The organism is Mycobacterium nebraskense (genome assembly GCF_002102255.1).
GTDB lineage: Bacteria > Actinomycetota > Actinomycetes > Mycobacteriales > Mycobacteriaceae > Mycobacterium > Mycobacterium nebraskense.
Genome location: NZ_LQPH01000016.1, coordinates 40,513 through 59,023, shown reverse-complemented (window position 1 = coordinate 59,023; position 18,511 = coordinate 40,513). Strand labels below are relative to the sequence as shown.

The 18,511-nt window shown below is 66.3% G+C and carries 18 protein-coding genes; 8 read left to right on the top strand and 10 right to left on the bottom strand.

Going from position 1 to position 18,511, the window contains the following annotated elements; translation table 11 throughout:
• Nucleotides 1-452 precede the first annotated feature (452 nt).
• Nucleotides 453-845, bottom strand: a complete 393-nt coding sequence (locus AWC17_RS02330; RefSeq protein ID WP_046182443.1) for a DoxX family protein — start codon at nucleotides 843-845, stop codon at nucleotides 453-455.
• A 10-nt stretch (nucleotides 846-855) separates the two neighbouring features.
• A complete protein-coding gene (locus tag AWC17_RS02325; RefSeq protein WP_046182442.1) occupies nucleotides 856-1,986 on the bottom strand; it encodes an NDMA-dependent alcohol dehydrogenase in 1,131 nt (376 codons plus the stop codon).
• A 140-nt stretch (nucleotides 1,987-2,126) separates the two neighbouring features.
• Here AWC17_RS02325 and AWC17_RS02320 point away from each other — a divergent pair, with 140 nt between their 5' ends.
• A complete protein-coding gene (locus AWC17_RS02320) occupies nucleotides 2,127-3,302 on the top strand; it encodes a thiolase family protein (RefSeq protein ID WP_046182441.1) in 1,176 nt (391 codons plus the stop codon).
• Nucleotides 3,303-3,307: 5 nt separating this feature from the next.
• Here the strand turns inward: AWC17_RS02320 and AWC17_RS02315 are convergent, their stop codons facing one another.
• Nucleotides 3,308-3,892, bottom strand: coding sequence for a hypothetical protein (locus AWC17_RS02315; protein WP_231588367.1), 585 nt, complete (start codon nucleotides 3,890-3,892; stop codon nucleotides 3,308-3,310).
• Between the two features lie 133 nt (nucleotides 3,893-4,025).
• Here AWC17_RS02315 and AWC17_RS02310 point away from each other — a divergent pair, with 133 nt between their 5' ends.
• On the top strand, nucleotides 4,026-4,769 hold the full coding sequence (locus AWC17_RS02310; protein ID WP_046182439.1) for a 3'(2'),5'-bisphosphate nucleotidase CysQ: 744 nt from the start codon (nucleotides 4,026-4,028) through the stop codon (nucleotides 4,767-4,769).
• 65 nt (nucleotides 4,770-4,834) lie between these two features.
• Here AWC17_RS02310 and AWC17_RS02305 read toward each other — a convergent pair whose 3' ends face one another.
• Nucleotides 4,835-5,740, bottom strand: a complete 906-nt coding sequence (locus tag AWC17_RS02305; RefSeq protein ID WP_046182438.1) for a haloalkane dehalogenase — start codon at nucleotides 5,738-5,740, stop codon at nucleotides 4,835-4,837.
• Between the two features lie 114 nt (nucleotides 5,741-5,854).
• Here AWC17_RS02305 and AWC17_RS02300 point away from each other — a divergent pair, with 114 nt between their 5' ends.
• Nucleotides 5,855-6,583 carry a DUF2652 domain-containing protein gene (locus AWC17_RS02300; protein ID WP_046182437.1) on the top strand — a complete coding sequence of 243 codons (729 nt, stop codon included), beginning with the start codon at nucleotides 5,855-5,857 and terminating at the stop codon, nucleotides 6,581-6,583.
• 15 nt (nucleotides 6,584-6,598) lie between these two features.
• Here the strand turns inward: AWC17_RS02300 and AWC17_RS02295 are convergent, their stop codons facing one another.
• Together AWC17_RS02295 and AWC17_RS02290 are read right to left on the bottom strand one after the other, a co-directional pair.
• Complete coding sequence (locus AWC17_RS02295) at nucleotides 6,599-7,741, bottom strand: MalY/PatB family protein (RefSeq protein ID WP_276038108.1); 1,143 nt, start codon at nucleotides 7,739-7,741, stop codon at nucleotides 6,599-6,601.
• Between the two features lie 78 nt (nucleotides 7,742-7,819).
• The gene (locus AWC17_RS02290; protein WP_046182435.1) at nucleotides 7,820-8,914 is read right to left on the bottom strand and encodes an NAD(P)H-dependent amine dehydrogenase family protein; all 1,095 of its coding nucleotides are present in this window, start codon (nucleotides 8,912-8,914) and stop codon (nucleotides 7,820-7,822) included.
• A gap of 238 nt (nucleotides 8,915-9,152) precedes the next feature.
• Here AWC17_RS02290 and AWC17_RS02285 point away from each other — a divergent pair, with 238 nt between their 5' ends.
• The 3 genes from AWC17_RS02285 (at nucleotide 9,153) to AWC17_RS02275 (ending at nucleotide 12,257) form a co-directional block, all read left to right on the top strand.
• Entirely contained in the window at nucleotides 9,153-10,133 is a 981-nt protein-coding gene (locus tag AWC17_RS02285; RefSeq protein WP_046182434.1) for an LLM class flavin-dependent oxidoreductase, read from the top strand.
• A 6-nt stretch (nucleotides 10,134-10,139) separates the two neighbouring features.
• Nucleotides 10,140-11,213 (top strand): NAD(P)H-dependent amine dehydrogenase family protein, encoded by a 1,074-nt coding sequence (locus AWC17_RS02280; protein ID WP_046182433.1) that lies wholly within the window; start codon nucleotides 10,140-10,142, stop codon nucleotides 11,211-11,213.
• 69 nt (nucleotides 11,214-11,282) lie between these two features.
• The gene (locus AWC17_RS02275) at nucleotides 11,283-12,257 is read left to right on the top strand and encodes an LLM class flavin-dependent oxidoreductase (RefSeq protein WP_046182432.1); all 975 of its coding nucleotides are present in this window, start codon (nucleotides 11,283-11,285) and stop codon (nucleotides 12,255-12,257) included.
• Between the two features lie 3 nt (nucleotides 12,258-12,260).
• Here AWC17_RS02275 and AWC17_RS02270 read toward each other — a convergent pair whose 3' ends face one another.
• Both AWC17_RS02270 and AWC17_RS02265 read right to left on the bottom strand, forming a co-directional pair.
• On the bottom strand, nucleotides 12,261-13,373 hold the full coding sequence (locus AWC17_RS02270) for an ABC transporter substrate-binding protein (protein WP_046182431.1): 1,113 nt from the start codon (nucleotides 13,371-13,373) through the stop codon (nucleotides 12,261-12,263).
• A 96-nt stretch (nucleotides 13,374-13,469) separates the two neighbouring features.
• On the bottom strand, nucleotides 13,470-14,255 hold the full coding sequence (locus tag AWC17_RS02265) for a spirocyclase AveC family protein (RefSeq protein ID WP_046182430.1): 786 nt from the start codon (nucleotides 14,253-14,255) through the stop codon (nucleotides 13,470-13,472).
• 194 nt (nucleotides 14,256-14,449) lie between these two features.
• Here AWC17_RS02265 and AWC17_RS02260 point away from each other — a divergent pair, with 194 nt between their 5' ends.
• Both AWC17_RS02260 and AWC17_RS02255 read left to right on the top strand, forming a co-directional pair.
• Nucleotides 14,450-15,115, top strand: coding sequence for a TetR/AcrR family transcriptional regulator (locus tag AWC17_RS02260; protein ID WP_046182429.1), 666 nt, complete (start codon nucleotides 14,450-14,452; stop codon nucleotides 15,113-15,115).
• Between the two features lie 19 nt (nucleotides 15,116-15,134).
• Entirely contained in the window at nucleotides 15,135-16,343 is a 1,209-nt protein-coding gene (locus AWC17_RS02255) for a cytochrome P450 (protein WP_046182428.1), read from the top strand.
• A gap of 72 nt (nucleotides 16,344-16,415) precedes the next feature.
• Here the strand turns inward: AWC17_RS02255 and AWC17_RS02250 are convergent, their stop codons facing one another.
• Entirely contained in the window at nucleotides 16,416-17,405 is a 990-nt protein-coding gene (locus AWC17_RS02250) for an alpha/beta fold hydrolase (protein WP_046182451.1), read from the bottom strand.
• A gap of 43 nt (nucleotides 17,406-17,448) precedes the next feature.
• A complete protein-coding gene (locus AWC17_RS02245) occupies nucleotides 17,449-18,468 on the bottom strand; it encodes a zinc-dependent alcohol dehydrogenase (protein WP_046182427.1) in 1,020 nt (339 codons plus the stop codon).
• Between the last annotated feature and the right edge of the window lie 43 nt (nucleotides 18,469-18,511).

Sequence of the window (18,511 nt, the reverse complement as noted above, 5' to 3'; positions counted from 1 at the left end):
GCCACACGAAAATCACCACCCCGCACCACAACTCGGCATCAGACCCAGCCCACACCAACTACCATGCAAAATCGAGGCTAACGCCCTTGCGTACAAGGTCGCAAGCATTGTTTCCGCTGCCCCGGTGAAACCGATGTGAATCTTCGCCAGCTCAGGCACAAGCGCGAGGCTATCAGCTCGTATAGGGGTGTGCTTTGCTTGTCCCGCAGTTGATTTCGAGTGTCGCGACTGGCGAGTGCCGCGTCGAGATGAGCCTGTCGACCTCTCACCGGTCACAGAAGCCACACCAGTCCCCGCGCCGGGAGATGCACGAGTTGCCCGGCTCTGAGCGACAAGCCGGGCGACGAAGCTCGAAGCCAGCCCCCGCGCGCGCATTGTCGCTGAGAGGCGGGCACTCCGGGCATCCCCTCGGGCAGGGACGGCTGTGGTGCAAGTGACGACGACGCGGGACGTCAGCTGTTGCGGCTGATCTTGAGTGCGGTGGTGATCATGGGGATCTGCAGTGGCAACCGGGCCAGCGCGGCGATCCGCATCGGCCAGGGCTTGTCCCACCACAACCGGCACATGTTGATGTTCGCCGGGAACACCCCGATGAACAATGCGGCCGCCGCGAGCGCGGCCAAGCGCCGGGTGCGTCGTGGCAGCAACGCCGCCCCGACGCCCAGCTCGGCCACCCCCGACGCGTAGGTGTAGACCCGTGCGCTGCCGGGCAGCTCGGCGGGGACGATCGTGTCGAACGGTTTGGGCGCCACAAAGTGCAGCGTCCCCACGCCGAGGAGAATCGCTGCGACTCGGTAGGCGGCCAGCTCGGTGGTGTCACGCACGGCGACTGATTTGGTTGTCATCGATCCATTGTCACGCGCGGTCGGCGTCGGTGTAGCGGATGATGCCGCGGACGTTGCGACCCTCGAGCATGTCGCGGTAGCCGTCGTTGATCTGCTCGAGCGTGTACTCGCGCGTCACCATGTCGTCGAGGTTGAGCTGGCCCAGCTTGTACAACTCCAGAATGGCGGGAATGTCGTGTTGCGGGTTGCCGCCGCCAAACAGGCTGCCCTGCAAGCTTTTCTGCAGCAGCGTCAACCCCGCCAGGTTGAGGGTGACGTCGGTGGCCATCACGTTGCCCATGGCCGTCAACACGCAGGTGCCGCCCTTTGCGGTCAACCCCAGCCACGCCTCGACCTCGCCGCCGTCGCAGTGACCGACCGTGACAATCACCTTGCGGCACATCGTTCCCCAGGTGGCCTCGGCGATGGCGCCGGCGGCACTGGGCACATCCGCGAAAGCCTCGGTCGCGCCGAACTTCAGCGCCCGTTTGCGTTGCGACGCGAACGGATCGACCGCGAAGATCCGGCGCGCTCCGGCCAGTCGGGCGCCCTGAATCGCGGCGATGCCCACGCCGCCGACACCGATCACCGCGACGTCGTCGCCGGGCTCGACCGCCGCGCTGCGCACCGCCGACCCGTAGCCCGTGGTCACTCCGCAGCCCACCAAACACGCCACGTCGAACGGGATGCCCGGGTCGACCTTGACCACCGAGGTCTGGTGCACCACCACATAGGGTGCGAACGTCCCCAGCAGCGACATCGGAATGACATCGCGTCCCTTGGCCGTCACCCGAAACGAACCGTCGCTCACCGATGCGCCCGACAGCAGCCCCATGCCCAGGTCGCACAGATTGCGCAACCCGACCTGGCACGGCGTGCATTTGCCGCACGAGGGGATGAACGACATCACCACGTGATCGCCCACGGCCAGGTTCTCGACACTCTCGCCGACCTCGGTGACGATCCCGGCGCCCTCGTGGCCGCCCAGGACCGGATAGCTCGGAATCGGAAAATCGCCGGTCATCAGGTGATGGTCCGAGTGGCACAGGCCGGCGGTCTCGAGTTGCACCGTCACCTCGCCGTGGCGGGGGGCGCCGATCTCGATCTCCTCGACCGACCACGGTTGGTTCAGCTCCCAGACCAGAGCGCCTTTGGTTTTCACGGTCGGTCTCCTGTTCGTCGTCCACCCGTTCCAGGTGAACTTAGGCCATTTACTATTGGCCATACGGTATTTGTTACGATTCGCGTCATCTGCTGACACCCGCGCTGCCGAACGCAGCCAGACCGTTCGAGGTTGAGAACATGGCTACACCCGTCATTGTCGGAGCGGTTCGCACGGCGATCGGCCGATCGTTCAAGGGCACGCTCGTCAACACACCGCCCGAGACGCTGATCACCGCGGTGCTTCCGGAGGTGGTGCGGAGGTCCGGCGTCGACCCATCCGCTATCGACGACATCATCTTCGCCGAATCGCACTACGGCGGCGGGGATTTGGCGCGGTACGCGGCCACCGCGACCGGCATGGAGGACATCCCCGGCCAGTCGGTGAACCGGCACTGCGCGGGCAGCCTGACCGCCATCGGCAACGCCGCCGCCCAGATCGGCTCCGGGATGGAGCGTGTGCTCATCGCCGGCGGGGTGCAGTCGTTGTCGATGACGCCGCTGACCAACTGGCGCATTCCCGGTCCGGAGCTCAAGTTCGAGGAGCGCTGGATGCCGCCGACCCACGTGGAAACCCCCGACGCACCGGCCAAGGACATGTCGATCACGGTCGGCTGGAACACCGCACAGGCGGTCGGCATCACGCGGGAGGAGATGGACGCCTGGGCGGCCCGCTCCCATCAGCGCGCCATCGCGGCCATGGACGCGGGCAAGTTCGTCGACGAGATCATCCCGCTGAAGATCACGCAGTTCGACGGTTCGGTGACCGAGTTCTCCGTCGACGAGCATCCTCGCCGGGACACCACCGTCGAGAAGCTCGCCGGGCTCAAAGTGCTGCACCCGGAGATCGAGGGATTCTCGATCACGGCGGGCAACAGCAGTGGCACCAACGACGCCGCCGCGGCCGTGGCCCTCGTCGACCGCGAGTACGCCGCCGCCGAAAACCTCAACGTGATGGGCACCGTCCGGGCGTGGGCCGCCGCGGGTGTCGCGCCCCGGGACACCGGTCTGGGGGCCGTCAAGGTCATCGGCAAGGTGCTGCAGCGGGCCGGCCTGTCGGTCGGGGACGTGGCGCTGTGGGAGATCAACGAGGCGTTCGCCTCCGTGCCGATCGCGGCGTGCCGGGAGTACGGCATCGACGAGGAGAAGGTGAACTTCTCCGGCAGCGGCTGCAGCCTCGGCCACCCCATCGCGGCGTCGGGTGCGCGCATGGTGACCACGCTGGCCTACGAGCTGGCCCGCCGAGGCGGCGGCATCGGCGTCGCGGCCATGTGTGCGGGTGGCGGCCAGGGTGGCGCCGTCGTGATCGAGGTCTAGCGGCGCTAGTTGCAGTACGTGTAGCCGATGAATTGGGTGCCGCGCGTGTCGCCGCTCGAGTAGTTGGCGAAGTGCACCGCCGGCTGTCCGTTGTACTGGGTGTTCATCTTCTGCACGTTCGGCGGGGGGACGCCCTTGGGGAAGGACAGGACCATGTCGGCGAAGATGTTCAGGCCGACCTGGCAGATGGCCTCGCGCCGCGGCGGCTGCGGATTCCACGCGTGGACGACGACCGGCTCGGTGACCTGATACCCGGCCGCACAATTCGGGTCGCAGACCTTGAACACGGCCGCGCCGGTCCCGTCGGCACCCTGCGGCCCCCACGAGCTCCACGACATGTCTTGCAGCGCAACGGCAACGCTCGCGCAGCCCAGCACGTTGAGCCGCTTCGGGCGCTCGACCGGCGGAACGGACAGGTTGTAACAGCCCGGGATGGCGAAGCTCTGCGGTGGTGCTGGCTGGGCGGTAGGTGGCCCGGCGCCGTGGTTGCCCTGGGCCAGCTCCACCCCCACAAAGGCGAGTACGCCGCCGAGCGCGATCGCCGAGACAATGCCGATCGCGATCAAACGCCCCCGTGGAATGCGTCGCAACCGGTTAGATAAAGGAACGTTGCCCCCGCTCACGCTCACCAGATTACGACCGAAACTTCCGTCCCGGGGTGGGGCCCGTCGGCGTTGCGTTGGCAGGGTAAAGTTGGTCAACGCTACCAACTTAAGGATTGTGATGGCCCTGCAACTGACCGATGACCACGAACTGGCCGCGCGGTTGGCCACTGAGGCCGGACGGCTGTTGCTCACGGTCCGGGAAGAGTTCGCCGACGCGGACGCGAGTGAGCGGAAAGCGGCGGGGGACAAGCGTTCTCATGATTTTCTGATGTCGGCTCTCGCTGACGAGCGGCCCGAGGACGCGGTGCTGTCCGAGGAGGGTATCGACAATCCGGTCCGATTGCGCTCGAAGCGCGTGTGGATCGTGGATCCGCTGGACGGGACGCGGGAATTCTCCGAGCTCGGGCGCGACGACTGGGCGGTGCACGTCGCGCTGTGGGAGGCCGGCGAGCTGGTTGCCGGGGCGGTAGCACTGCCGGCGCAGGGCATCACCCTGGCCACCCCCAAGGTCGATTCGCCTCCTGCGGCGCCGGGCAAGCCGCGCATCGTGGTGTCGCGCACCCGGCCGCCCGCCATCGCCCTGACCGTCCGCGACGCCCTGGACGGCGTGCTGGTGGAAATGGGTTCGGCCGGAGCCAAGGTGGCTTCGCTCGTCCAGGGGTTGTCCGATGTGTACGTGCACGCCGGCGGCCAATTCGAATGGGACTCAGCCGCCCCGGTGGCGGTGGCCCGCGCCGCCGGTCTGCATACCTCGCGCATCGACGGGTCCGCCCTGGTCTACAACCAGTCAGACCCCAAGTTGCCGGATCTGGTGGTCTGCCGGCCCGAGCTGGCCGAAGCCGTATTGGCCGTCACGCGCTGAACTTTCAACCGCGCCGGTTCGTCGTCGACAGCCCTGCTGTCGCAATGGTTTTCGTGTGGAGACAGTCAGCGGAGCGCCTGCTGCCAGGATAGAATGCGTTCGGCCAGTTCGGGTCCGGAGTCTTCTTGGATGAAGTGACTGGCGCGGATGCGGGCGTGCGGCTGACCCGCGGCGCCGGGGATGTGCTTGATCAGGGGACGGTCCGCCTGCCCGAGGATGGGGTCACGGGCCCCGAAGATGGCGAGGAAGGGTTTCTCCCATTGGCCCAGGGCTTTCCATGCGGCCCTGTTGGCGGGGACCGCCGGATCGTCCGGTGAGGTCGGTACGAGTTGCGGGAAGGCGCGGGCCCCGGCCTGATACGTCTTGTCGGGAAACGGGGCCTCATACCCGGCCCGCACCCTGCCGGGAACCCGGCGGACGGTCCCTACCGAGACGATGCGCCCGGCGGGCAGGACAGGGGAGTAACGCGCGAACGCCCGCCAGGCGTAGAAGGCGGGTGGGGTGGGTCGCTCCGCGGTGGGCAGGAAACCGTTCGCCACCACGAGTCGGGCGATGCGGTCACCCTGCTCGGCGGCGATGCGCAGCCCGATCAGCGATCCCCAGTCCTGCACGAACAGCGTCACGTCCTTGAGGTGCAGGCGTTCGAACCAGGAGGTCACCCATTCGACGTGCCGCTGGTAGGTGTAATCGTCGATCCGGCTGGGCTTGTCGGAGCGGCCAAAGCCGATCAGATCGGGCGCGAGCACGCGGTTCCCGGCGTCGGCCAGCGGCTGGATCATCGTTCGGTAGAGGTAGCTCCAGGTGGGCTCGCCGTGCAGCAGCACGATCGGCGGCCCATCGGCCGGCCCCTCGTCGAGGAAGTGCATGCGCAGCGGCTGGGTGTCGCTTGCCGCCACATCGACGTAGTTCGCTACGAACGGATAGCCCTCCAGGTTTTCGAATCGGGAGTCCGGGGTTCGTAGCACATGCATATTCAGCTCCTCCGGTGGGCGGGCGCCTCTGTTAGCCTCTCTCGGCAACGCGAGTTCGTCTAGTGGGAGATTTCGTTGAGCTAGACGTCGAGTGGACATTAAACTGGGTTGCTCATGGCGATTCGGCGCGCGGTCCTGATCATTGCCGACATCAGCGGCTACACCCACTACATGCAGTGGAACCGTACCCACCTGGCCCATGCGCAGTTGACGGTGGCGGGCCTGCTGGAGTCGGTGATCGACGCCGGCAGAGGATTGAAGCTGGCGAAGCTGGAGGGCGACGCCGCATTCTTTTGGGCGCCCGACGGCGACGCCAAAGTGCTGGTGTGTGACCGGCTGTCCCGGATGCGGGAGGCATTCATCGCGCGGCGTGAGCGCTTCAAAAAGGACCTTGCCTGCGAGTGTGCGAGTTGCGCGCAATTGGACAACCTGTCATTGAAATTTGTCGTCCACCAGGGCGAGGTGGCCGAGCAACGGGTAAAGCGTCACACAGAGCTCGCGGGCTACGACGTCATCCTGGTGCATCGAATGCTGAAAAACCTGGTGCCAGTGGTGGAATACGTGCTGATGACCGATCCCGTCGCGGCGTGCCTCGACGAGCCGGTGCGCTCGCAGTGCAAACCACTGACCCACATCTTCGACGACATCGGGGAAACGCCGACGCACTACATTGACCTCGCGACGTCACAGGTGTCCCTCGCCCCGGCCGAGTCCAGCTTCTTTCGCCGGCTCGGGGCAACGGTCAAGCTGGAGTTGAGCTCACTGCCGTTTGTCCTTGGCTTCAAGGAGCCCGCCGAGGGCTTCCGCAACTTGGGCCGCGGCGCCGAGGAGATCCCCGCCTAGCGCGGGTTGCTGCGGTCAGTCGGCATTGGCGAGCGCCCGGCCCATCCGGGACACGGCCTCGGTGAGGATGGCCCGCGAGGTCGCGAAGTTCAATCGGACGTGCCCCGCGCCGCCGGTTCCGAAGACGTGGCCGGAACTGAGCGCCACCCGCGCGTGGTCCAGGAACCACCGGGCGGGCCCGGACAGGTCGGCAACCACGGCAAGACCGTCGGCGGCGTGCTCGACGAACCCGAGCTCCCGGCAATCGAGCCAGGCGAGGTAAGTCCCTTGCGGCCATTGGTATTTCACCCTCGGCAGGTGCTCGGCGATCAGATCGCCGAGCAGCGTCCGGTTTTGATCCAGGCCGCGCAGCAGCTCGTCGAGCCAGTCGCCACCGGTTCGGAACGCTTCCGCGTGTGCGATGACGCCCAGGTGGCTCGGCCCGTGACTGACCTCCTCGGGCATCCGGTGCAGGTCCGCGATCGCCTCGGGGCCGGCGATGGCCAACGCCGCCTTGAGACCGGACAGGTTCCAGGCCTTCGACGCGGACGTCAGGGCGAAGGCGTTCTCCGCGCCGGGCACGGTCAGGTACGGGGTGAAACGTGCCCCCGGCAAGACGATGGGCGCGTGGATCTCATCCGATACCACCCGGACGCCGAGCCGGCGGGCAAGCTCGGCAACCTGGCGCAATTCCTCGCCGGTGTGCACCGACCCGGTCGGGTTGTGCGGGTTACACAATAGATACGCGACTTTCCCGCCCGAAGCGCCGGCACGCGCGAACGCGTCCTCCAATGAGCCCAAGTCGATTCGGCCGTCGGCGTCCAGCGGGGCCTCGATCACGTGGCGGCCGTCGTGCGAGATGAACGCGTAGAACGGGGCGTAGACCGGTGGGTTGACGACGACGGCGTCGCCACGGTCGGTGACCAGACGCAGCATTTCGACGACGCCGAGCATGACGTCGGGAACGATCGCGGTGCGGCCGATCTCCAGGTCGTGCCATTGCCAACGCCGCGAGGCGAATTCACTGACCGCTTCGGCAAATGCGGTGCCGCAAGGGTATCCGGTGTCGCCGATGTCGATGGCCCGGCGCAGCGCGGCAGCCACCGTCGGCGCCAGGTTGACGTCCATCTCCGCGACCCAGAGCGGCAACACGTCGTCCGCGTGCGCGCGCCACTTCATGCTGGTGCGCAGCCGCAGTTGGGGGAGCGTGAGTTCCTCGAGTGGGTTAAACGTCACTCGGCCAGATTGTAGGGCAGCCTAGGTCGCAAACGCGTGCTTTGGAATCGTCAGCGGTAGGTCGACCGAACTCAGCAGCCCCGGTTCTGCGGCAACGACATACGGCACGGCGTTGACGACGCGCATCGCGGTGGCGACCATCGCGCCGGCCCCGGAGGTCATTCCACCGACTCCGGCCTTGCGCGGATCCTTGAGCGTCGCCGCCAGGGTGCAATCGATGTCGGGGTCGCCGCTGATCATGACGCGGTAGGACAGATCGCCGATCCCGGTCGGCCAGTCCGGCGCGACGTCGTGGGCGAGCCGGGTGACGTGCTCGATGACGATGGCCTCCCGGCCGTCGACCACGCCGATCGCCCGCATCCGCAGCGCACCACACGTTCCGGCCTCGACGGTGCCGATGGCGACCTCGAGCGTCCGGTTGGTGACCGCGCGGTCGAAATATTCCCGGACCTCCTGGACTTCGACGCCGAGTGCATCGGCAACCAACCGGATCTGCCCCTGCCATTCGCCGGAGATCGCTCCCGGGAACCCGATCCAGGGTTGGTAGTCGAGCGGCCGGCCGAAACCCAGCGCGTCGCCCATGATGTCCGGGACCCCGTAGTCGTCGTACAGGCCGATCTCGAAGGCATGGATCTTTTCGATCGACGACGACTGGGTGGACAGCACCAGCGGCAGGTAGTCGGCGGCAAAGCCGGGCTCGATGCCCGACGCGTACAGCGATACCTGCCCCTGCTTGGCCGCGGCGACCAGTTGGTCGCGCCACTCGGCCGGTTCGTAGGCGTGCGGGTTGACCAGTCGGGTGGTGCTCGTCGTGACGACGTTGATGCCGGCCTCGAGCAGCCTGACGTAATCCGGGATGGCCAGCGCGTCGCGCTCGGGCCCGCTGGCGGCATAGATGACGCAGTCGGGCTTGAGCGCAATCAGTGCGTCCGCATCGGTGGTCGCGGCCAGACCGATCGGTTCGCCGTTGGCGAGTTCGCCGGCGTCCTTGCCGTCCTTTTCCGGCGAGTGCACCCATACGCCGACCAATTCCAGATTGGGGCGATGCTGAATGGTGCGGATGGCGATCGACCCGATGCCGCCCGTCGCCCACACCACCACGCGATGAGCCGTCATCTTGTTCCTCCTCAGGTGCATGCGCGTCGCGAACGCGATGAAAGACGAGGCGGCCGTTGCCCTTACGCCGCCGACAGGGGCTGTTACTACCTAATGTTCGATTTGCAAGCTAACAGCCGCGAGTCCGCGCGGTCAAGGGTTAAGAAAGCACGCACTATCTTAACGAACAAATTTTAGGTTAGTCTGCAGCTGTGCGGGCATTTCACCCAATCCCCAGAGGCGACGTGGGCGGGCGCTGATGTTCACCCTCAGGTTCGACATGCGGGCTCCGGATTGGGCCGGGCCGGCCGCCGATCTGTACGCCGCGGCAATCGATATGTGTGCGTGGGCGGAAACCCGGGGCGCCGTTTTGGCGGTTCTCTCCGAGCATCACGGTGCCGAAGACGGCCACCTGCCCGCGCCGCTGACGTTGGCCTCGGCGATCGCGGCCAGGACACACACGTTGGCGATCCTCCTTGCCGCGGTGCCGATTCCGTTGTGGGATCCCGTCCGGCTTGCCGAAGAGATGAGCGTGCTCGACCTGATCAGCCGGGGACGGGTGTCTTACGCATTCGGTGTCGGACATCGACGCGAGGAGTACGACCACTTCGGCGTCGACATGGCCACCCGCGGCCGCGCGGCCGACGAAATCCTGGCCGTGCTCCGGCCGCTGGTGTGCGGTGAGCCCGTCGAATATCACGGCCGCACAATCCGTGTCACGCCGGCGTGCGGGTCACCCGGTGGGCCGATGATGCTGATCGCCGGCGGCAGCAAGGCCGCCGCCCGACGGGCCGGACGCTACGGCCTTGGGTTCGTCTCCCAAACGGAGTGGCCGGGCCTGAAGGAGTTCTACGAAGCGCAGTGCCGCGCTCATGGGCATGAACCCGGAATGGTTCAGTTTCCCGTCGGCGGCGTCCCGACAGCGGTTTTCGTCGCCGATAATCTTGACGAGGCGTGGCATGTGCTCGGACCCCATCTGTTGCACGATGCGGTGATGGCGGCGTCATACCGACCCCATGACGATTCCGTCGCCAGCATCACCCGCGCCGACAGCGTGGCAGCGTTGCGCGAAGAGGGCGGCGGCCCGTACCGCGTTTTGACCTCGGACGAGGCGACCGACTACGTGCGCGGCGGCCGGCCGCTGCCGCTGCACCCCCTCTGTGGTGGCCTCGCGCCCGATGTTGCGTGGCCGTACCTGGAACGCGCGGCGGCGGCCGCCGCGCGGGCCCACGCTGATTAAGGAGAAATGCTGGTGCCTATCCGTACTGTCGTGTGGTCCACCGGGGGTGTCGGGGCGATCGCGATCGACGCCATCGCCCGCCGACCCGACCTGGAACTCGTTGGGGTCTGGGTGCATTCGCCGGAGAAGGTCGGTAAGGATGCCGGCGAGTTGGCCGGCGGCGAACCACTGGGCGTGGCGGCCACCAACGACGCCGATGCGCTGATGTCCTTGGCGCCCGACTGCGTGGTGTACGCGGCAAGCGGCCCCGAGCGTGACGGGGCCGCGGTGCCCGACTACCTGCGGCTGCTGGGGGCCGGCATCAATGTCGTGTCGACGTCGTCGACGAGCCTCGTGTACCCGCCGTCGTACTTCGCGCCCAACTGGCGTGACGAGCTGGAGGCGGCGGCCAAGTCCGGCGGCGCGTCGTTCTACGTATCGGGCATCTTTCCCGGATTCGCCTCCGATCAGCTCGCGTTGCTCATGACGACGCAGTCCAAGAGCATCCGCCGGATCACCGCGAGCGAGGTCGCGCTCAACGACCACTACCCGGTGGCCGACGTGATGATGGACGGCATGGGTTTCGGCCGGCCGCTGGATTTCGAGCCCATGCTGAAAACACCCGGGTTCATCGAAATGGCCTGGAAGGCACCGATATACCTGATGGCGGAGGGCCTCGGGGTTGAGGTGGAGGAGGTGCGCGGGTCGCTCGACCGCGAGTTGACCGATCACGACATCGAGGTGGCGTTCGGCACCATCAAGGCGGGCACCTGCGGTGCGGTGCGCACCCGGGCGGCGGGGGTGGTCAATGGGCAGGAAGCCATCGTCATCGAGCACGTGATCCGGATGGCGCGCGATGTCGCGCCGGACTGGCCGACCTCGGACTCCGACGCGACCTATCGGGTCGACATCGAAGGCGATCCCGACATCCACTGCGTGCTGACGTTGGGTGAGGCCGCAGGCCATGCGGCGGGGCGTGCCGCGATGACATGCACGGCGATGCGCGTCGTCAATGCGATCCCGTATGTCGTCGAGGCGCCCCCGGGCTTGCTGAGCTCGCTGGACATCCCCACGACTCTGCCTCGGCACGTCTTCGACTGAACGTTGACGCAGATCTCGAAATCCACGTAGCGTACGTCCAACAAAGATTAGCCTGGCTAGGAGTTTGCCGTGTACACCCTGCGCTTCGACATGCGCGATCCTGAATGGGCCGCGCCCCCAACCGATCTGTACGCCGCGGCACCCGAAATGTGCGCCTGGGCCGAGGAACACGGCGGTCTGGCCGCCGTGCTGTGTGAGCACCACGGGTCCGAGGACGGCTACCTGCCGTCACCGTTTTTGCTGGCCTCGGCGGTGGCCGCGCGAACGCAGCGTCTGGCGCTGAGCCTCATCCTGATCCTTCCGTTCTACGAAACCGTGCGTCTTGCCGAGGACATGGCGGTCCTCGACATCATCAGCAACGGGCGGGCGTCGTACATCCTGGCTTTGGGCTACCGGCCCGAGGAGTTCGAGCACTTCGGCGTGCCGATCAAGACCCGGGGCCGCCTCTGTGACGAGAAACTTGCGCTGTTACGGCAACTGCTCGCCGGTGAAACCGTCGTCGAAGACGGACGGCGGATCACTGTGACGCCGCGCCCGCTGACTTCCGGCGGGCCTGGACTGATGTGGGGCGGCGGAACGGTCGCTGCGGCCCGTCGTGCCGGCAGGTACGGCCTGGGCATGCTGGGCAACGCCAACGCACCAGGAATGCAGGAGGCCTACGAAGAGGCCTGCCGCGAGCACGGCCATCAGCCCGGCCCGACGATGTTTCCCAGCCGCGATACGCCCTCGGTCGTTTTCGTCGCCGACGACGTGGATCAGGCCTGGAAAGAGATCGGCGAGCATCTGCTGCACGATGTGCGGACCTATGCCGCGTGGAATCCCGGGGACGAGACGACGGCCGGCTTCTCGCACGTGAACACCGTCGACGAGCTGCGCGCCACGCCCGGTTCGCACATCATTATCTCTGTGCCAGAAGCGGTTTCGCGAGTCCGCAATGGCCAGGTGCTCAACCTGTCGCCCTTGTGTGGCGGGCTGCCACCGGACGTCGCGTGGCCGTATCTCAAGCGCGTGGGTGAAGTTGTGCTGCCCGAGGCTCTCGGGTGACTGCTATTCCTCGCCGAAACGAGCCACCAGATGGGAGTTGACGCCGTCGGCGTCGAGTCGGCGCGCCACTAGATAGCCCGCACCCATCCACGCCCGGCGGGTCCAGTTGCCGAACGACACCCGCGTTCCGGGGGCACCGGACGCGGCCGGCATCATCTTGACGCGTTCGAGCGCCTCCTTGACGCCCCGCGGGCTCAGCGGGTGGGCGTCGGCGAGCGCCCGCAACAGGGTGCATGCCACGTCCCTGTTGACCACGGGGACACACCATTCCGGCCGCCGGCCGTAGGCCTGGTGGTATTCGTCTAGAAACTTCTGCCCGACCAGATTGCCTTCGTCGTATTGGTCGACCCCGGTCCACCCCATGAACGCGTTCCACATGATGGGGTTGAGCCAGGCGTTCTGGAAGGCGGTGCCGCAGAACCGGGGCGGATCCCACCCCAACGCCTCCAGTGTCGGGTTGACAAACACTATCCCGAAGCCGAAGCCGCAGTGCACGATGGCCTGTGCTTTGGCTTCGTGCAGCGCGTTGACGGCGGCCGTCACGTCACCGGCCGTCTGTGCGATGGAGGCCTCGGCCACGATGCGAATACCCTTGCGCCTGCAGGCTTCCCGGAAGTTCTTCAGGTAGGCCTCGCCCACCAGGGATTGCTCGACGAGCACGCCGACTTCGGTGTGGCGGCCCTTGGCCAGCAGGTCCGACCAGAAGATCGGTTCGTCGGTGTGCGATCCCATGGGGTATGAGAAGAACCATTCGCCCAGCGCGGCATCGGATCCCGTCACGCTGATGCACGGAACTTTGAAGCGCTCCTCGATCGCTTCCCGGGTGGGGATCGCGTTGTCGCCGATGTTCGGACCGAAGACCGCCAGGCATCCTTCGTCACACAGTTCGCCATAGGCGTCAATGACCGCCTTGACCGATCCCTTGGGCAGGCCCTCCACCTCGCGGTAGAGGATTTCGATCGGCCGGTCGATCAGCCCTTGCTCGACGCCCTGTTTGAAGATCAGGTCGAAGGGTTGGGTCAGGTCCTCGAAATAGGTCTTGGGCAGGCCCTCGGGCAACAGGAGGTCCATCAGATAGCCGATCTTGATCGGCTCGGCGCTGCTCTCGTAGCTCATTGGGCCTCCCTACTTCATACGGCGACATGCCGAACGTCGAGTTGTTTAGCTGAATTAGCCCATTTCTGTCCAACAACTCGACGTTGGGCGCAACTCCTACTTGGGTTGGTCGGGTACGCCGGGGAACAGCTGACCGGGCGGCCCGGTGGTCACCCACCCACCCAGCTTCGTCACGAGGTGGGGCGCGAAAACGGCGCTGTAGAGCGTGTTTCCGATGACGACCACAGCGGCGACGGACAGCAGCGATGCGGCGACGCGGCTCTTCGACCTATTCTCGGCCCACATCTCGATGATGTTTCGTCCTTGCTCGTCGGTGCGGCCCAGCAGATACGTGAAAACCATCATCTGGATGGCCATCGCGAGGGAGTCATAAAGCGGGTACTGGTGCACGGTCCCCTCGCGGATCGCGAGCCCGGGAATCACCCGGCCGTAATAGAACACGCCCAGCTTGGCGCCCAGGAACCCGTTGAAGAACAGCGCCCAGCAGAAGCCGACGATGAGACCGACCACCAACAACGTTGGGGGCCTGCGCCACCCGAACCGTGCGCTCAGCCATCGCCCGAGCGCCGTGCCCGTCACGGCGGGCAGCACGAAGTAGGAGATGTAGCCGACGGGAACGAACAAAGGCAACCCGCCCCATGTCATGTTCAGCGGCCACCACGACGGCATGCGGGGGATTGCCGACGGGAACTGCGCGTACATCGCCCAGTCGTAGGGTGCCTCGATCCACGAAAACGACATCGCCGAGACGCACAGCAGCAGGAGTGGATGCAGGCGGCGCTGGCGAACGCTCAGGTATACGCCCAGTGCGGTGAACGCGATGCCCCCGACGAGCGCGAAATCGCTCGCCGCCTCCATCACGGGTGTCATCTGGGCGCTCATTGGTCATCTTCCGGAGCTCGGCGTGCCTGCGGGTCAAAGCGCAGCACCAGCCCGAATATCAGGACGATCAGTCCGAACAGCGTGCCCAGCATGATGACGGCGCCCACGGTCGCACCCCTTCCAATACGAGCTCGACTCATTAGATAGTGCACACTATCCTAAAGGCAGTCAACCATCGGGCGAGGAGCGAAACTGTGCCCCAGCGGCCATCCACCACGAAGCCTGGCGCGGCAGAAGCGCCGGCCCCGGCGAACCGCCGACCCCGTGGCGCCCCGCGCAAGCTTCTGCTCGACACCGCCCGGGCCCGCTTCGCCCGCCAGGACTACCGCAGCACGACGACGCGTGAAATCGCCCAGGCCGCGGGCGTTACCGAGCATCTGTTGTTTCGCCACTTCGGTTCGAAGGCGGCGCTCTTCCGCGAGGCGCTCGTGCTGCCTTTCACCGACTTCGTCGACGAGTTTCGCCAGACTTGGCAGGCGGTGGTCCCCGAGGAGACCGACGAGAAGGAGCTGGCGCGACAGTTTGTCGGGCAGCTCTACGACGTGTTTGTCGAACACCAGGGTCTGCTGTTGACGCTGATGGCGTCGGAGGCGCTGAGCGAGGATGAAAAGTCCGACGCCGGCATCGCGGAGGTCAGGCAGGCGATCACGGCGCTCGGTCAGATCAGCGCGGAGGGCATGCACCTGCGGGGTCTGCGGTCGGACCATCCCGACCTGCCCGCTCACTCGACGGTGGCGATGATCGCCGGCATGGCCGCGTTGCGTTCCACCTACTTCGGCACCAGGCCGCCGTCGAGAGCGGTGATCGTCGAGGAACTCACCCAGGCAATCCTGCACGGCTTCCTACACCGAAATGACTGAGCGAAGGGACTGACTGACCATGGACACGGCAGGCACCAGCACGATCGACTTGTACTACGACCCGTTTGACTCCGACATCGACGACAACCCATACCCCGTATGGAAGCGCATGCGCGAAGAAGCGCCGCTGTACTACAACGAGAAGTACAACTTCTACGCGCTGAGCCGGTATGAGGACGTGGCGCGCGAACTGCCGAACTGGCAGACCTACCGATCCGGCCGTGGAACCACGGCCGACATCTTGTTCGCCAATATCGAAGTGCCGCCGGGCATTCTGTTGTTCGAGGACCCGCCGCTGCACGACCTGCACCGCCGTCTGCTGTCCCGGGTCTTCACGCCGCGGCGCATGCTGGCCGTGGAGGAACTGGTGCGCGGCTTCTGTGTCCGAGAGTTGGATCCGCTGATCGGTGCCGGCGGTTTCGATTTCATCGCCGATCTTGGGGCGATGATGCCGATGCGAACCATCGGCTACCTGTTGGGCATTCCCGAGGAGGATCAGGCCAAGATTCGGGATCGCGGCGGTTCTTACATCGAGTTATCCAAGGATCGCGACCCCGCTGAGGTCAATGCGAAGCTGTTCGAGGAGAGCATCGTTGTGTTCGCCGAGTACATCGAATGGCGGGCTGATCACCCGTCCGATGACCTGATGACCGACCTGCTGCGGGCCGAGATCGACGAACCCGACGGCACGCGGCGGCCCTTGTCACGGACCGAGGTGCTGGCCTATACCGCGATGATCGCGGGTGCCGGGAACGAGACCACGGCCCGGCTCATCGGTTACATGGGACAGTTGCTTTCGGATCACCCGGATCAGCGCCGCGAACTCGTCGCCGACCCGTCCCTGATCCCCGGGGCCGTCGAGGAGACACTGCGCTACGAGCCGCCGTCGCCGGTGCAGGCCCGGTACGTTGCCCAGGACGCCGAACTCTACGGCCACGTCGTGCCCGAGGGCTCATACATGTTGCTGCTCAACGGTTCTGCCAACCGCGACGATCGCCACTTCGACGATCCAGACCGCTACGACATCCACCGCCAAGGTGGCCACCTGAGCTTCGGGCAGGGCTTGCACTTCTGCCTCGGCTCGGCGCTGGCCCGCATGGAAGGTCGCGTTGCCCTCGAAGAGGTCCTCAAACGCTGGCCCGACTGGGAGGTCGACTACGCCAACGCCGAGCGCGCGCACACCGCGAGCGTGCGCGGGTGGGCGCGCCTGCCGGTCATCACCGGCTGAAGCGCGGGCTCAAGCGTCACGCTGGCGTGACGTTCGGCGCCGAGCGTCACGCCAGCGTCACGCTCGGCGCGGCTAGGACCCGCTCTGGTCCACCAGCACCGCGCCGTCGGGCTGGTTGCCGAGCGTCTGCAGCGGAATGTGAGCGCCCTGGGCCGTGAGTCGCACGATCTGGGCCAGTTGTCCGGGGGCGTCGCACTGGACATAGTGGTCGGCTGCGGGCACCACCCAGTAGCGGTTGTGGCCGGGCTTGGTCTTCAGGTACGTCTGCCACACATGGTTTGGGACGCGTAGCGGAGCGACGTTGTCGTGCAACCCCCACACCACGGTGGTGTTGACCGTGCTCTTGGAAAGCGCTTCCAGCCAACCTGTTTCGTCCGCGGCGCGCTCGTGGAGATATTGGATGACATCTGGGAGCACGCGGATTCCGTCGTTGTGGGCGAAGCACTTCACCAACGCGGCGATCTCCGGGTCGTCCAGTGTTCGCCGGGGCATGAAGGTGCTGGCTCCCAGGCCGGCGGCCAGCAGTTCCGGTGTCGTCGCCTCCGCGGTGGGCCGGCCGGTTGCGGGATCGAGCAGCGCGGTCTGAAATGCGGTGAGGTTGGACAACGGCAGGTAGATGTTGGCGTTGGTCACGATGAGGTCGACGGGCGCGGCGGGCGGATCCAGCGCCGCGAGCATCTCCAGCGCGATCATGCCGACGCTGCTGCCGCGGTCATGGGTGAGCATGCGGTATTCGGTCAGGTTCCACACCTGGGTGATGGCGTAGACGAGCAGGCGCGCGTCGTCGTAGAGCGAATACACATAAGGCTCAGCGGGTTTGTCGGATAGGCCGTAGCCCGGGAAGTCCAGCAGGTAGATGTCGAACTCGGAGCCCAGTTCACGCGCAAGGGCGTAATAGTCGATGCTCGACGTCGGGAAGCCGTGCACGAGCACCAAGGCGGGTGCGCCCGGTGTGCCGCAGCGGCGGCTGAACACCGCGATTTCCTGCGTATCGTTGGCGGCGGTCGTTGACCGCCAACGAAGTTCCGTACCGCCGGTTTGCCACTCCGCGAAGACGTTCAAGCTGCCAGCATCGCAGAGGCGGTCACGGTAGACAACCACGCGCCTACCGGAAGGTGACGACGACCTTGTCCGCGGCACCGGGGGTGCTGGCCAGTTCGAGCGCTTTGCCGAGGTTTTCGAACGGGATGGTATGGCTGACGATGAGCGCGTATTTCTGCCAGTTCGCCGCGAGATCGTCGGTGACCTGGAAGATTTCGTCGGGGTAGCCCATGCAGCCGATGATGCTGATCTCATTGCTCATCACGTTGACGAATTCGACGGGGACCGGTTGCTTGTGGACCCCGACGATTGCGAGGGTGGCCCCCTTCTTGGCTGCGGCCAGCGCGGTGTCGACGACGGCGGGCGCGCCCGCGGCGTCGAGGTAGATGTCGGTGCCCGGCGCGCCGGGGAACCGAGGGATCGTGGCGTCGCCCTCGCCGTGCAGTTCGATCAGGCGCTGGACGACGTCCTCGTCGGAGGAGTTGATGACGGCGTCGGCGCCGATCTGCAGCGCCTTTTCCAGGCGGGACGGGATCAGGTCCGCGACCACCACATGGCTGACCCCAACGGATTTGAAGGCCAGCGTCGCGCCCAGCCCGATCGGGCCGGCACCGAACACCACAACTTTGTCCGACGGTTTGGGTTTGCAGCGGTTGACGCCGTGGCGCGCGACGGCCATCGGCTCGTTGAGCGCGGCGACTTCCCACGGAACGTGGTCGGGGATGACCTCCAGGCTGGTTCCCCGGACGGCGTTCTCGATCAGCAGGTAATCGCCGAGTGCCCCAGTGGCCCCGCCGTTTCCGATGATCCCGCTGGCGGCGGCCATAGGGTTGATCACCACGTGGTCACCGACCGCGAGCCCGGACACGTCGGCGCCGACCTCGACGATTTCCCCGGCCGGCTCGTGCCCGAGTGGCATGCGACCCTGACGAGGGGGGACGCCGCCGATGGCGATGTAGAACGCGTCGGAACCGCAGATTCCGCAGGCGCGCATCCGGACGAGCACGTCGTGAGGGCCGATCTGGGGGCGGTCGGCGTCGACGACCTCGGCCTTGCCCGAGCCCGTCACCATTGCCACCTTCATGACTCGCTCCTAGCGGTTTGCGGTGTGCCTTCGAGGTTTCCTT

Coding starts and splice junctions, on each gene's coding strand:
- AWC17_RS02330 (WP_046182443.1), bottom strand. CDS start 845: ATGACAACCAAATCAGTCGCCGTGCGTGACACCACCGAGCTGGCCGCC.
- AWC17_RS02320 (WP_046182441.1), top strand. CDS start 2,127: ATGGCTACACCCGTCATTGTCGGAGCGGTTCGCACGGCGATCGGCCGA.
- AWC17_RS02310 (WP_046182439.1), top strand. CDS start 4,026: ATGGCCCTGCAACTGACCGATGACCACGAACTGGCCGCGCGGTTGGCC.
- AWC17_RS02305 (WP_046182438.1), bottom strand. CDS start 5,740: ATGCATGTGCTACGAACCCCGGACTCCCGATTCGAAAACCTGGAGGGC.
- AWC17_RS02300 (WP_046182437.1), top strand. CDS start 5,855: ATGGCGATTCGGCGCGCGGTCCTGATCATTGCCGACATCAGCGGCTAC.
- AWC17_RS02295 (WP_276038108.1), bottom strand. CDS start 7,741: ATGAAGTGGCGCGCGCACGCGGACGACGTGTTGCCGCTCTGGGTCGCG.
- AWC17_RS02290 (WP_046182435.1), bottom strand. CDS start 8,914: ATGACGGCTCATCGCGTGGTGGTGTGGGCGACGGGCGGCATCGGGTCG.
- AWC17_RS02285 (WP_046182434.1), top strand. CDS start 9,153: ATGTTCACCCTCAGGTTCGACATGCGGGCTCCGGATTGGGCCGGGCCG.
- AWC17_RS02280 (WP_046182433.1), top strand. CDS start 10,140: ATGCTGGTGCCTATCCGTACTGTCGTGTGGTCCACCGGGGGTGTCGGG.
- AWC17_RS02270 (WP_046182431.1), bottom strand. CDS start 13,373: ATGAGCTACGAGAGCAGCGCCGAGCCGATCAAGATCGGCTATCTGATG.
- AWC17_RS02265 (WP_046182430.1), bottom strand. CDS start 14,255: ATGAGCGCCCAGATGACACCCGTGATGGAGGCGGCGAGCGATTTCGCG.
- AWC17_RS02255 (WP_046182428.1), top strand. CDS start 15,135: ATGGACACGGCAGGCACCAGCACGATCGACTTGTACTACGACCCGTTT.
- AWC17_RS02245 (WP_046182427.1), bottom strand. CDS start 18,468: ATGAAGGTGGCAATGGTGACGGGCTCGGGCAAGGCCGAGGTCGTCGAC.